The sequence below is a fragment of the Vandammella animalimorsus genome, assembly GCF_002285265.1.
In the GTDB taxonomy this organism is placed as follows: Bacteria; Pseudomonadota; Gammaproteobacteria; order Burkholderiales; family Burkholderiaceae_C; genus Lampropedia.
In genome coordinates, this window is record NZ_NSJB01000001.1 from 828543 (window position 1) to 843002 (window position 14460).

General features: G+C 62.5%; 9 protein-coding genes. 8 read left to right on the forward strand and 1 reads right to left on the reverse strand.

The window, feature by feature from the left end; genetic code table 11:
* Positions 1-23: 23 nt before the first annotated feature.
* The 8 genes from CK625_RS03535 (at position 24) to CK625_RS03570 (ending at position 13366) form a co-directional block, all read left to right on the forward strand.
* Positions 24-1331: a PLP-dependent transferase gene (locus CK625_RS03535; protein WP_095538833.1), complete on the forward strand. Its 1308-nt coding sequence runs from the start codon at positions 24-26 to the stop codon at positions 1329-1331.
* 101 nt (positions 1332-1432) lie between these two features.
* Positions 1433-4336 carry an SNF2-related protein gene (locus tag CK625_RS03540; RefSeq protein ID WP_095538834.1) on the forward strand — a complete coding sequence of 968 codons (2904 nt, stop codon included), beginning with the start codon at positions 1433-1435 and terminating at the stop codon, positions 4334-4336.
* A gap of 9 nt (positions 4337-4345) precedes the next feature.
* On the forward strand, positions 4346-6058 hold the full coding sequence (locus CK625_RS03545) for a DUF262 domain-containing protein (RefSeq protein ID WP_095538835.1): 1713 nt from the start codon (positions 4346-4348) through the stop codon (positions 6056-6058).
* Between the two features lie 9 nt (positions 6059-6067).
* The gene (locus tag CK625_RS03550; protein WP_095538836.1) at positions 6068-7759 is read left to right on the forward strand and encodes a site-specific DNA-methyltransferase; all 1692 of its coding nucleotides are present in this window, start codon (positions 6068-6070) and stop codon (positions 7757-7759) included.
* On the forward strand, positions 7759-8883 hold the full coding sequence (locus CK625_RS03555; protein WP_238945476.1) for a virulence RhuM family protein: 1125 nt from the start codon (positions 7759-7761) through the stop codon (positions 8881-8883). Before CK625_RS03550 ends, CK625_RS03555 begins: the two co-directional genes overlap by 1 nt.
* Positions 8880-11657, forward strand: a complete 2778-nt coding sequence (locus CK625_RS03560; protein WP_095538838.1) for a DEAD/DEAH box helicase — start codon at positions 8880-8882, stop codon at positions 11655-11657. Before CK625_RS03555 ends, CK625_RS03560 begins: the two co-directional genes overlap by 4 nt.
* Positions 11658-11794: 137 nt before the next feature.
* Positions 11795-12433, forward strand: a complete 639-nt coding sequence (locus CK625_RS03565; RefSeq protein WP_143326166.1) for a hypothetical protein — start codon at positions 11795-11797, stop codon at positions 12431-12433.
* 48 nt (positions 12434-12481) lie between these two features.
* Positions 12482-13366, forward strand: coding sequence for a DUF4124 domain-containing protein (locus CK625_RS03570; RefSeq protein WP_172424926.1), 885 nt, complete (start codon positions 12482-12484; stop codon positions 13364-13366).
* Between the two features lie 9 nt (positions 13367-13375).
* On the opposite strand, the gene CK625_RS03575 is transcribed toward CK625_RS03570, so the two are convergent.
* Positions 13376-14407: an NAD-dependent epimerase/dehydratase family protein gene (locus CK625_RS03575; protein ID WP_420894318.1), complete on the reverse strand. Its 1032-nt coding sequence runs from the start codon at positions 14405-14407 to the stop codon at positions 13376-13378.
* Positions 14408-14460 lie beyond the last annotated feature (53 nt).

Below are 14460 nucleotides of genomic sequence, written 5' to 3' on the forward strand. Positions count from 1 at the left end.
GCTCCACACCACCTTAGCTAGCCATGGCCCAATCCCCCGAACTCCCCGAGCAACCCGCCTCGCCCGCCTGGCACCCCAGCACGGCCATCGTGCACCACCCCTACCAGCCCCCGGCTGGGTTTGAGGCCGTCCAGCCCGCAGTGCACAAGGCCTCGACCATCTTCTTCCCCAGCATGGCCGCCGTGCGCCAGCGCGACTGGGCCTTCAAAAGCACCTACACCTACGGCCTGCACGGCACGCCCACCAGCTTCACGCTGGAGGAGCGTCTGGCCAGCCTCGAAGGCGCCCGCTACTGCCTGCTGGCGCCCAGCGGCCTGGCGGCCGTCTCGCTGGTCAACCTGGCCTTGCTGCGCCAGGGCGACCAGGTGCTGCTGCCCGACAACGTCTACGGCCCCAACAAGGAGCTGGCCCGCCAATGCCTGGCCGAATACGGCATCGACTGGGCCTGCTACGACCCGCTGGACGCGCAGGATCTGCAGCGCAAGCTCACGCCCCGCACCCGCCTGGTCTGGCTGGAGGCCGCCGGCTCCGTCACCATGGAATTTCCCGATCTGCTCGGCCTGCTGCAAGTCTGCCGCGCGCACGGCGTGACCACCGCGCTGGACAACACCTGGGGCGCCGGCCTGGCATTTGCGCCATTTGCACTGCCCGGCGCGGACGGCAGCACGCTGGGGGTGGACATCAGCGTGCACGCCCTGACCAAATACCCCAACGGCGGCGGCGACGTGCTCATGGGCAGCATCTGCACGCGCGACGCGCAACTGCTGCAAACCCTCAAGCGCCGCCACATGCACCTGGGCCTGGGCGTGGGCATGAACGACGTCGAATCCGTGCTGCGCGGCCTGCCCAGCATGGCCTTGCGCTACGCCGCGCAAGACCGCGCCGCCCGCCAGCTGGCCCAATTCCTGGCCCAGCACCCGGCCGTGGCGCGCGTGCTGCACCCGGCCCTGCCCAGCAGCCCCGGCCATGCCCACTGGCGTCAGATCTGCGCCCCCGACGCGCCGCCAGCCCCGGCCAGCGACGGCCAGCGCGCCGCCGCCCCTATCGCCAGCGAAGGCGCAGCCGCCGGCATCTTCTCCTTCGAGCCCGCCGCGCACTGGTCCAGCCAACAAATCGACGCCTTCTGCGAAGCCTTGCAGCTTTTCCGCATCGGCTACAGCTGGGGCGGCCCCATCAGCCTGGTCATGGCCTACGACCTGCGCAACGACCGCGAACTGAGCAGCAGCCACGCCAGGCTGGCCAGCCAGCGCGTCATCCGCCTGTGCATCGGCCTGGAACACCCCGACGACCTGCAGGCCGACCTGGCACAGGCACTGGCCGCCTGCGGCTGAACGGCCTGCGCCACGGCCCTGGCCTCTTCGCCTGTTCGCCCGCCCAGTGCCGCACTGCCACCGCACCGCACCGCATTGCATCCATTGCACTCATTGCACCTATGACTGCTTCCATCACCCCTCACCAATCCCAATACTTCGCCTGGCAACTCACCCGCCAGGCCGAAAGCGGCAGCGTGGCTGCGCTGGCCAGCAGCCTGGTGGATGCGCAAGTGGATTTGAACCCGCACCAGGTCGATGCCGCCTTGTTTGCCTGCCGCAACCCGCTCTCCAAGGGCGTGATCCTGGCCGACGAAGTGGGCCTGGGCAAAACCATCGAGGCCGGCCTGGTCATCCTGCAACGCTGGGCCGAGCGCCGCCGCCGCATGCTCATCATCGTGCCCGCCAACCTGCGCAAACAGTGGCATCAGGAGTTGCAAGACAAGTTCGGCCTGCAAAGCCTCATTCTGGAAGCCAAGAGCTACAACACCCTGCACAAGCAAGGCCGCGGCAACCCGTTTGAACACACCGGCGGCCCCATCATCTGTTCTTACCAGTTTGCCAAGGCCAAGGCCGACGACCTCAAGCGCCTGGCCTGGGACCTGGTGGTGCTGGACGAAGCCCACCGCCTGCGCAACGTCTACAAAAAAGGCAACGTCATCGCCAGAACGCTCAAAGATGCGCTGGCGCACGTGCCTGCCAAGGTGCTGCTCACCGCCACGCCGCTGCAAAACACCCTGCTGGAGCTGTACGGCCTGGTCAGCCTGATCGACGAGCGCGTGTTTGGCGACCTGGAGAGCTTTCGCACCCAGTTTGGCGCCAAGGCCACCGAGCAAAGCCTGCACAAGCTGCGCCAGCGCCTGGCCCCCGTGTGCCAGCGCACCTTGCGCCGCCAGGTGCAGCCTTACGTGTCCTACACCCGGCGCAAGGCCATCGTGCAGGAATTCACCCCCTCGGCAGACGAGCAGGCGCTTTCCAGCCAGGTGGCCGATTACCTGCGCCGCCCCAGCCTCAAGGCCCTGCCTGAAGGGCAGCGGCAACTGATCTCGCTGGTGCTGTGGAAACTGCTGGCCTCCAGCAGCCACGCTATTGCCGGGGCCTTGGGCACCATGGCGCAGCGCCTGCGCACCGTGCTGGCCGAAACCGACCCCGGCTGCGATCTGCTCGAAACCCTGGACCAAGACTACGAAAGCCTGGACGAAACCGCCGATGAATGGAGCGATGAGCCAGGCACTGAAAGCGGCCCAAGCGCCTCCACCCAACCTGGCCAGCCCAGCCAGCCCAACGAATACCAGGCCATCCAGGCCGAAATCGAAGAGCTGGAACACTTCCAGCAACTGGCCACCCGCATCCGCCAGGATGCCAAAGGCCAGGCCCTGCTCACCGCGCTGGGCAAAGCCTTTGAAGAGCTCGAACGCCTGGGCGCGGCGCAAAAAGCCATCATCTTCACCGAATCCAAACGCACGCAGGACTACCTGCTCACCCTGCTGGCCGGCACCCCTTACGCCGGTGAAAACGGCCAGGGCATCGTGCTCTTCAACGGCAGCAACAGCGACGCGCAAGCACAAGCTATTTACAAAGACTGGCTCAAGCGCCACGCGGGCACAGACCGCATCACCGGCTCCCAAACCGCCGACACCCGCGCCGCGCTGGTGGAGCACTTCAAAGAGCGCGGCACCCTCATGATCGCCACCGAAGCCGGCGCCGAGGGCATCAACCTCCAGTTCTGCTCCCTCGTCATCAACTACGACCTGCCCTGGAACCCCCAGCGCGTCGAACAGCGCATTGGCCGCTGCCACCGCTACGGGCAAAAGCACGATGTCGTCGTCGTCAACTTCGTGGACCGCAGCAACGAAGCCGACGCCCGCGTCTACCAACTGCTGGCCGAGAAATTCCAACTGTTTGAAGGCGTCTTCGGCGCCAGCGACGAAGTGCTGGGCGCCATCGGCAGCGGCGTGGATCTGGAGCGCCGCATTGCCGACATCTACTGCAGCTGCCGCAGCCCGCAAGAAATCCAGGCCGGCTTTGCCAATTTGCAAGAAGAACTGTCCGGCGAAATCAACCAGGCCATGATGCAAACCCGGCAAACCCTGCTGGAAAACTTCGACGAAGAAGTGCAGCAAAAACTGCGCCTGCGCCACGAAGACAGCCTCCACACCCGCAACCAGTTCGAACACATGCTGCTCGCCCTCACCCAAAGCGAGCTGGGCCCGCACGCTCGCTTTGACGAACACGGCTTCACCCTGCACAGCCTGCCGCCCGGCCTGCACGGCGTGGAGCCCGGCCGCTACGAACTGCCCCGCCAAAGCGGCCACGCCCACCTCTACCGCACCGGCCACCCCTTGGCCGAACACCTGCTGCAACAAGCCCGCCAGCGCACCAACCCGCCCGCGCGGCTAACGTTCGACTACGTCGCCTACGGCAACAAAATCAGCACCTTGGAGCCCTACCGCGGCCAAAGCGGCCAACTCGCCCTCAAACTGCTGCGCGTGCAGGCCCTGGGCCATACTGAAGAACACTGCCTGCTGGCCGCTACCACCGCCAGCGGCCAGGCCCTGCACCCCGAGGATGCGGAAAAACTCCTGCGCCTGCCCGCCACCACAGCCAGCATCCCCGCCCCCAGCGCCACACCGCCCCTGCTGGACGCACTACACACCCGCCGCCAAGCCCTGCTGACAGGCATCCAGCAACGCAACCTTGGCCACTTTGAGCAAGAAGTACAAAAACTCGACGACTGGGCCGACGACCTCAAACTCGGTCTGGAAGAAGCCATCAAGGAAACCGACCGCCAAATCAAGGAAGTGCGCCGCAGCGCCACCCACGCCTCCACCCTGGAAGAAAAATTGCACTGGCAAAAACAGCAACGCCAACTGGAAGCCCAGCGCAGCAAGCAGCGCCGTGAATTGTTTGAACGGCAGGATGTAATTGAGGCGCAACGCAATCGGCTGATTGAACAGCTGGAAGGGCAGTTGCTGCAGCGGGTGGAGGAAGAGGAATTGTTTTTGATTGAGTGGACTGTTATTTAGGAGAAAAAGATGTCTGCAACCAATTTCAAAACAGAAAACAATACATTCAGAAAGCTGATTGGGAATGGCCTGAGCTATCGGATTCCGCGCTTTCAGCGCGACTACAGCTGGGGCAGTGACGAATGGGAGGATTTGTGGTCAGACATCATGGATATTCTTCAAGAAAACAGCCCTTCCCATTACATGGGCTATTTGGTGCTCCAGTCATCGGACGACAAAACCTTTGACGTCATCGACGGACAGCAGCGCCTGACCACATTGAACCTCATCATCTTGGCCGTTCTGAAGAACATTCAGCGCCTGATTGATGCGGGCAACGAGTCAGAAGCCAACACGCAAAGGCTGAATCAAATACGCCAAACCTACATAGGCTACCTGGATCCGGTGACCCTGGTCGCCCGGCCAAAATTGACTCTCAACAGAAACAACAACAGCTATTTTCAATATCACCTGGTGCCGCTGGGGCACTTGCCGCAACGCAGGCTCCGCGCATCCGAGCACCTGCTCAGAAAATCGTTTGAATGGTTTGACAGAAAAATTGCAAACCATCTCAAGCAGGAGTCTGGGGGTGAGGGCAGAAGACTAGCGCAGCTGGTAGAAAAAATCAGCGATGCTCTGTTCTTTACGGTCATCACCGTGACGGATGAGCTCAATGCCTACAAGGTATTCGAAACGCTGAATGCGCGCGGCGTTCGTCTTTCATCCACGGATCTTTTGAAGAACTACCTTTTCTCATTGCTGGATCGCGGCGGCGAAACGGATCACGAAATCACAGACCTGGAAAACCGCTGGGAGGCCATTGTTGGGAATTTGCAGTCTGAAAAATTTCCGGATTTCCTGAGAATTCACTGGAACAGTCGGAACAATTTTGCAAGGCAGGCTGATCTTTTCAAGATCATACGAGCAAAAATTACCGACAGGGAATCCGTTTTCTGCTTGTTGCGCGGCATGGAGGAAGACCTTGATACCTATCTGGCGCTTTCTTCTCCGGAAGGTTCAAATTGGCCGCAGGAAGATAAAATCAATGCCGGAATACTTAAAACATTCCGCGTGCGCCAGCCATTCCCCTTGTTGCTTGCAGCAAAAAGAAGCTTCTCTCCAAACGACTTTTCCGATTTGCTGCGCGCAACGGTTGTAATCTCGCTGCGATACAACGTGATTGGGACTCAAAGCACGGCAGAGCAAGAGCGCGTTTATAACGCTGCCGCAGAAAAAATCGCCAATAATGAATTGCAAAATCTTTCCCCGGCATTGCAAGCGCTGCGCGGCATCTATATTGACGACAAGCGATTTCAGGCGGATTTTTCCGAAAAAACAATTCGCACAACAGACTCGCGCAACAACAGAGTTGCAAGGTTTATCCTGTGCGCACTGGAGAAGCACCTGTCTGGGCAGGATTACTCTTTCATTAGCGATGCTTTCAATATTGAACACATTCTTCCTCAAAGTGCGCCGGACGGCTGGGGAGGGTTTAGCAATGAAGAAGCAGACAGCATGATTTACCGCCTTGGGAATATGACTCTCATGAAAACATCCGAAAACAACGACGCAGGCAACGAAGCCTATCATGCCAAGCGCGAAAAATACCGAAAGAGCGGGTTTGCCATCACTCGAAAATTGGCTGAAGAATATGCCGAATGGACACCTGCAAATATTGCCGCATGGCAAGCCTGGATGGCCCGGCAAGCCACATCCATATGGCGCATTGCACAACTGAGCTGAGCCGTATCCATGACAAAAAAGCAAAAACTCGAACTCACCTGGATTGGCAAGGAGAAGCGGCCCAAGCTGGAGGCGCGGATTTTGCTGGAGGATGGGGAGCGGTCGTATCACGCTGGGCGGCGGGTGTCGGAGGAGGATGTTTTTGATAACCGGCTGATTTTCGGGGACAACCTGCTGGCCTTGAAGGCGCTGGAGGCGGAGTTTGCGGGCAAGGTGAAATGTGTGTTCATCGACCCGCCGTACAACACCGGCAGTGCGTTTACCCATTACGACGACGGGCTGGAGCATTCGATTTGGCTGGGGTTGATGCGCGACCGGCTGGAGATTATCAAGCGTTTGCTTTCGGATGATGGTTCGTTGTGGATCACGATTGATGACAACGAAGCACATTATTTGAAAGTGCTTTGTGATGAGGTGTTTGGGAGGGGGAATTTTGTGGCGAATGCAATTTGGCAGAAAAAATATGCACCACAAAATGATGCAAAATGGCTGTCTGACTCTCACGACCATATCCTGATTTATGCCAAGAATAAAATACCATGGAGACCAAACCTACTTGCACGAACAGAAGAGGCGAACAGCTTATATAAAAATCTCGACAACGATCCGAGAGGAGCATGGATGTCTGACAATATGTCGGTAAAAACATATTCTTCCACAACGGATTATCCAGTAGTCACTCCATCAGGGAGGGTCGTCAATCCACCGGCAAGTCGATGCTGGGCATACACCAAAGAAAAGCTGGAGCAGTTAATTAATGAAAATAGAATTTGGTTCGGCGCAAAAGGCAACGGTGTTCCACGAGTAAAGAGATTTCTCAGTGAAGTTCAAAGCGGGATAGTTGCAAAAACAATATGGCTAAGAGAAGAAGTTGGTGACAATCAGGATGCCAAAAAGGAAGCAAAACAATTTAATGCCAACGATGTTTTTGACACTCCAAAACCCGAAAATCTTTTACAGCGCATTTTGCATTTAGCCACAAACCCCGGCGATCTGGTGCTCGACTCCTTCGCCGGTTCCGGCACCACGGGCGCCGTGGCGCACAAAATGGGGCGGCGCTGGATCATGGTGGAGTTGGGCGAGCATTGCCATACGCACATCATTCCGCGCCTGAAAAAGGTGATTGATGGCGAGGACCCGGGCGGGATTTCCAAGGCGGTGAACTGGCAGGGCGGCGGCGGGTTTCGCTATTACCGGCTGGCGCCGAGCCTGATTGTCAATGACCGCTGGGGCAATCCGATCATCAACCCGGAATACAACGCGGCGATGCTGGCCGAGGCGCTGGCAAAGCTGGAGGGCTTTACCTATGCGCCGTCGGAAACGCTGTGGTGGCAGCATGGGCATTCCAGCGAGCAGGATTTTATTTTCGTGACCACGCAAAGCTTGTCTGCTGAGCAGTTGCAGGCGCTGGCCGATGAGGTGGGCGATGGCCGCAGTTTGCTGATTTGCTGCTCGGCCTTTCGTGGCGTGACGGCGCAGCAGGCGCTTGAGCGTTGGCCAAATCTGACGCTGAAGAAAATCCCCAAGATGATTTTGGCGCGCTGCGAGTGGGGGCAGGACGATTACAGCCTGAACGTGGCGAATTTGCCGTTGGCCAAGCCGGATGTGCAAGCGCCTTCACTCCAGCCTTCTCCCAAAGGCAAAGGGAGAAAAGCCGCCGACACGCCGGATCTATTTGGCGATGACGGGGAGCAGGGTTAATGGCAAAGCAAGTGCCAGGCGACACACCCGCAAAGGCAGGCGGCTTGGTGCAGCAAGCTGCTGCACCTATGGCAGAAACGGGCGAATTTCTGCTCTACCAGACCGAGGATGCGCAGACGCGGGTACAGGTGCGCCTTCAGGATGGCGGCCTCTGGCTGACCCAGGCGCAGCTGGCCGAGCTGTACCAGTGCTCGCCACAAAACATTACCCAGCACATCCGCGCCATCTACCAGACGGGGGAGCTACAGGAAGCGGCAACTTGTAAGCCGTACTTACAGGTTCGGCTGGAGCGTGGGCGGCAGGTCAACCGCAGCCTCAAGCATTACAGCCTGGAGGTGGTGCTGGCAGTGGGCTACCGGGCCAAGTCGCACCGGGGTACACAATTCCGCCGCTGGGCCACGGAGCAGCTCAAGACCTATCTGCACAAGGGTGTACTGCTGGATGACGATCGGTTCAAGCGGGGCGAGGATGCGGAGTATTTCGAAGAGCTGCTGGCACGCATCCGCGATATTCGCTCGTCGGAAAAGGTGTTCTGGCGCAAGGTGCTGGACATCTACGCCACCAGCATCGATTACGACCCGCACACGGAAATCGCACGGCAGTTCTTTGCCACGGTGCAAAACAAGATGCACTGGGCAGCGCATGGTCATACCGCCGCAGAGCTGATCGTGGCGCGGGTAGACGCGCAAGCCCCTAACGTGGGGTTGACGAATTGGCCGGGCGCCAGCAAAGGGGCGCCCGTGCGCAAAGCGGATGTCGGCATTGCCAAGAACTACCTCAATGCCGAAGAGTTGGACACGCTCAATCGCATCGTCACGGCCTATATCGAGGTGGCGGAGCTGCAAGCCCAGGCGCATCAACCGATGACGATGCGCGACTGGGCGCAGGAGCTGGACAACTTCTTGCGCATGACACGAAAAGACATCCTGACCCATGCGGGCAAGGTGTCGGCCAAGACTGCGCTTGCCAAGGCGGAGACGGCTTATGCCCAATACCGGGCTCGTGTGCGCAATTTGCTATCGCCAGTGGAAAAAGACTTTGAGGCCGCTCTTGCGCAACCGGTCAAGCAGTTGCAAAAAAGCCGGAAGTCGCTGCCAAAGAAGAAAAAAGGGGAACAGACTTGAACACCCGCGTACAACACCATGTCAACGGGCGGCTGTCGCTGCGCGCGCCGCAGGCGGAATCACTGGCAAAGCTGATTCAGGCCATTGAGGCCGCGCCGGAAATGCTGACGCATGAACGGGATGTGGCCGCCATTTTGAGCAGTCTGAAGGCGCAGTTTGCGACGCTGGAAGACTTTGAGCGCGACTTCCCTTCGCTGTGCTTTGCGCTGGCGACCGGGGTGGGCAAGACGCGGCTGATGGGGGCGTTTATCGCCTATCTGCATCTGGCGCATGGCATCCGCAATTTTTTCGTACTGGCGCCCAATCTGACCATTTACAACAAGCTGATTGCCGACTTCACGCCCAACACGCCCAAGTACGTGTTCAAGGGCATTGCCGAGTTTGCGCAGCAGCCGCCCCTCATCATCACCGGCGACAACTACGAGCAAAGCGGCGCGGCGGTGGAGGTGCAGCCGCAGGGGCTGGGCATGGGCTTTGTGCAGGACGTGCGCATCAACATCTTCAATATCAGCAAGATCAATTCCGAGGTGCGCGGCGGCAAGGAGCCGCGCATCAAGCGCATGCGCGAGGTGCTGGGCGAGAGCTATTTCAACCACCTGGCGAATCTGCCGGATCTGGTGCTGCTGATGGACGAATCGCACCGTTATCGCGCCCAGGCGGGGATGCGGGCGATCAATGAATTGCAGCCGCTGTTCGGCCTGGAGCTGACAGCCACGCCGTTTGTGGAGAGCAGCCGCGGGCCGGTGGCGTTCAAGAACGTGGTGATGGATTACCCGCTGGCGCGGGCGCTGGAAGATGGTTTTGTCAAGGAGCCGGCCGTGGTGACGCAGCGCGGCTTTGATGCCAGCGCGCACATGCCGCAGGAGCTGGAAAAAATCAAGCTCGAAGACGGCGTGCGCCTGCACGAGGCCACCAAGGTGGAGCTGCTGACCTATGCGCGCGAGAACGGGGTGCAGCCGGTCAAGCCCTTCATGCTAGTGATTGCGCGCGACACCACGCATGCCGCCGACTTGCTGGCCTTGCTGGAGTCGCCCGCGTTTTACGAAGGGCGCTACGCGGGCAAGGTGATTCAGGTTGATTCCAGCAAAAGCGGCAAGGACGAGGAGCAGATGATTGCGCGCCTCTTGGCGGTGGAGAGCGTGGATGAACCGACCGAGATCGTGATCCACGTCAACATGCTCAAAGAAGGCTGGGACGTGACCAACCTCTACACCATCGTGCCGCTGCGCGCGGCCAACGCACGCACACTGATCGAGCAAAGCATCGGGCGCGGCCTGCGCCTGCCCTATGGCAAGCGCACCGGCGTGGCGGCGGTGGACAGGCTCAACATCGTGGCGCACGAGCGGTTTCAGGAAATCGTGGACGAGGCCAACCGGGGCGATTCGCCCATTCGCCTGAAGCAAGTCATTCTGGAAGCGCCGCAGGCGGATGAGAAAAAGGTGAGCGTGCAGGTTAGCGCGGGCGTGCATGCGCGCCTGGGATTGGAAAGCGCACCGGAAATCGTCCAGGTTCCGGGTAGCGACGCTCTCGCCCCGCCTGCACCGGCGTTTGCCAGCGAAGCGGAAAAACAGGCCGCGCGCGCGGTGCTGGACGTGATCGGCCAGTACGAAACCCGGCCTGATGTGGCCCCCACCCGCAGCGCGCTGCTGCGCCCCGAAGTGCAGCAGGCCATCGCCGCCGAGGTGGCCGAACGTCTGCGACCCGCGCAGGGCAGCCTGGTGGCCGGTGCTGATGAAGCTGTGTCTGCCGTGGTTGCCAAGACGTTGGAGGCCGTGGTGCAGCAAAGCATCGACATCCCGCGCATCACTGTGGTACCCAAGGGCGAGGTGACAACGGGCTTTCGCCCCTTCACGCTGGATGTGAGCGGGCTGCATTTGCAGCCGGGCACGCGCGAGATCGTGGGGCAGATGCTGCACAGCAATGCGCAGTTCAGCCTGGCGGCAGAGATTGGCCTGAAGGAGCAGCGCGCCGAGGACTATATCGTCCACGCGCTGCTGGACTTTGACGACATCGACTACTTCACCCAGTCCGAGCTGCTGTACGACCTGGCGGGGCAGATGGTGCGGCACTTGCGCAGCTATCTGGTGGACGAGGCCGATGTCATCAACGTGCTGGATCGTGACCGCCGCCTGATTGCGCGTGAAATCCATGCGCAGATGCAAGCGCATTTCTATGAGGAGGCTGCGGATTTCGAGGTGCGCATCAGCCGCGGCTTCACCCAGCTCAAGCCCTGCCAGTACACCGTGGCCGCGGGCGAGGCCGCGCGCCACTATCGCGAGACGCTGGCCGAGCCTGGCCGCATCAAGTCCCTGCTGTTTGGCGGCTTTGCGCGCTGCCTGTACCCCTTGCAGAAATTCGACTCGGACACCGAGCGGCGCTTTGCCATCCTCCTGGAGCGCGATGCGCTCAAGTGGTTCAAGCCCGCCAAGGGGCAGTTCCAGATCTACTACAAGCTCGGCAGCGAGCAGCCCGAATACGTGCCCGACTTCGTGGCCGAAATGCAGGACTGCATCCTGATGGTGGAAACCAAGGCACACAACGACATCGCCAGCGCCGAAGTGCAGGCCAAGGCGCAGGCCGCCGCCGAGTGGTGTCAGCACGCCAGCGCCTACAGTGCCCGCGTGGGTGGCAAGCCCTGGCGCTATGTGCTGGTGCCGCATGACGAGGTGCAGGAGTCGAAACGGCTGGCGGATTTTTTGCGCTTTGAGCAAAAGCGCAATGCCCCCGACAAAGCCATTGCATCCAAGAGATTGGCTGCCACACCCGAAGGCTGAAGGGACGTTGTCACAAGAAAAATTCTGCTCCCTCACAGTCAGCGAGTCCATCCAGGATGCTGAAATTTGAGAACAGCAAAAATCTGGTTCGCTACACTTAACCGCCCGCCATGGTGGCCATTACCAGGAGTGATTGCATGCCCCGCCGTAACCTTGCCCTGCATGGACTTGCCAAGCCCTTTGCTGCATCGCCCTTGCGGCATCTGCCCGCCTCACCTGCTGCGGGGCAAGCCGCCGGTCTGCGCCAACGTTGGCGCCACTGGCTGGGCTGTGCGCTGCTGGCGCTGGGCATGGCCGGTTGCGCCGTGCACGACAGCGCCTATTACGGCGATGGCCACTACGGCCATGTGCGCGGCCACAGCCTGGGCGGCTATGCCTACCCGCCTAGGGCGTACAGCTGGCCGCCGGGCGCCGTCTACCGCGGGCGCTATTACGGCCAGCCCGCGTACCTCGTCCCCTACCCCGGGCCCGATGACTACTACTGGCCAGGCTACCGCCGGCCCTATTACGCCCCGCCGCCTGGCTATGGGCCGCCCTATGGTCATCCGCATGGGCATCGCCCCGCGCCCAGGGTGCCGAGCTGGCTCAATCGAAAGCCGCCGCCCTCGGTGCCAGCGCCGCCGCCCAGCGGCGCCCAGCAGGCCCTGGATCGGCCTTTCCAGCCCCCAGACCAGGGGCGCAACCCCCATTGGCTGCAACCGCAGCCCCCACAACCGCACACCGAGCGCCCCAGCCCCGCCAGCGGCAGTGTGTTGCGGCCGCTGCCCCAGCATTAGGGAAGGTCAGCACCACGCCAAACGTCTGCCCCCATGCAGGAGAAGCCCATGACACACCACCGCAAGCCCCGGCGCATGGCTGCCCGCCACAAGCTGGGCATGGGCGCCGGCTGGCTGGCCGCGCTGCTGCTGTGCAGCCTGCCGGCCAGCGCCCAGGTCAACCGCTGCACGGCGGGTGATGGCCGCATCGTCTATACCGATGGCAACTGCCCTGCAGGCATGCAGGCAGTGCAGATCGAAGCGCCGCGCTCGCCCGAGGAGATCGAAGCCGATCAAGAGCGCGCCCTGCGCGCTTTCGAGCGCGAGCAGCAGCGCCAGCAGGCCAGGCAGCAAACCTTGCGCCTGCAGGCCGAGACCGAGGCGCTGCAGGCCCAGGCCGAGGCAGCCCGCGCCGCCGCCGGGCAGCAGCGCAGCGCCGCCCCCAACCCGGCCGCCTGCCGTGCGGCCCGCCGGCAGCTGGAGCGCGCCACGCTCGACCACGGCCGCTACGACCGCGAAGGCCTGCAACGCCTGCATGCCGCCCAGGCCCAAGTCGAGCGCGCCTGCCCCAACGCAGCGCCCACGGGCAACGCAGCGCTGCCCGCGCCGCCCACACCGCTTGTGCTGCCGCCCTGGGCCTTTCCGCCTGCTGGCCATGGCCTGCCGCCTGGCTCAGACTGGGGGCTGCTACTGCCTGTGCCCCCGCCTGTCATCCCTGCTATAGATGTGCAACTGTTGCCGCCTTACGGTCAGCGTCCGCCGCCGATCTACATTTCGATCGAGCCCCCGCCTGCGCGGCCCTTGCCTGCACCGCTCCATGGCAGATGGCCACCCGATGATGACGCTTGGCAGCCGCGCCGCCCTTCTGCCCCGGAGAGCGGCATCAGCACCGTGCCGCGCCAGCGCCCGCCCGCCCTGCAGCCGCAGGGCCACGAGCCGATGCAGGCGCGCTGAAGGCCGCGCCTATGCCGGTTGTGCGCTGCCGCCAGACACCCCGCCCCCGCCTGCCGCCGCCCACAGCGGGGCCAGCCCATCCCACACGGTGGGATAGCGCCATTGCAGGCGCAGTTCGGTCTTGATGCGCTGGTTGCGCAGCCGGCGCGATTCACGCAGAAAACGCATCTTGCTGTCACTGAAGATGCGCTCGGCCTCGGCGCGCGTGATGCGCGGCGGTGGCGGCAGGTCCAGGCGGCGGGCGGCCTCGTCCAGGTATTCGCCCAGCTTGAGCACAGTGTCGTCACAGGCGTTGAAGGCGCGCCCGGGCCGCGCCCGCCACAGGGCCAGCCAGCAGGCGCGCGCCAAGTCCTCGGCATGGATGCGGTTGATGTAGACGTCCTCGCGGTCCTGCAGCACGGGCTCGCCCTCTTGCAGGCGCTGGCGCGGATCACCGTGGGCGCGGCCGATGGCGTAGATGCCCGGCGCACGCAGCAGCGCCACACGCACGCGCTGGCGCGAGTGCAACAGACCGCGCAGCTGCGCCTCGGCGGCCACGCGCCGCCGCGCCTGGGCGCTGGCCGGTGCCGTGGGGCGGCTCTCGGCCACCCACTGGCCCTGGCAATCGCCGTACACCCCCGTGGTCGAGACATAGACCACCGAGCGCGGCAGGCACCGGCCGCGGCGCAGGCTGCGGCACAACGCCAGGCTGCGCGGGTCGCCCAGGGTGCCGGCCGCAGGCGGCGGCGCCAGGTACACCAGGCGCGTGGCCAGCCCGGCCAGGCGGCGCAGCGTGGCCGGCTCGTCGAGGTTGCCCAGCAGCGGCTGCAGGCCCAGCTGGCGCAGCTGGCCGCAGCGCCCGGGGCTGGAGGTCAGCGCCAGCCAGCGCCCGTTGCGGGCCTGCAGGCGCGCCAGGCGCATGCCCACGTCGCCGCAGCCGATCACCAGCACCCGCTCCTGCCTGAAGCGCGCCGGCAGCGCGCCGCTGCGCCCCCTGCCTGCTGGTTTGCCAGGCCGAGCCGCCAGGCTGCGCCAGGGCCGCGCTGCCCCGCCAGCGGCCATGCGCGCCATCCGGATATTCCCTGGTGAAATCAAGGGCACAATGCGGCCTTTCC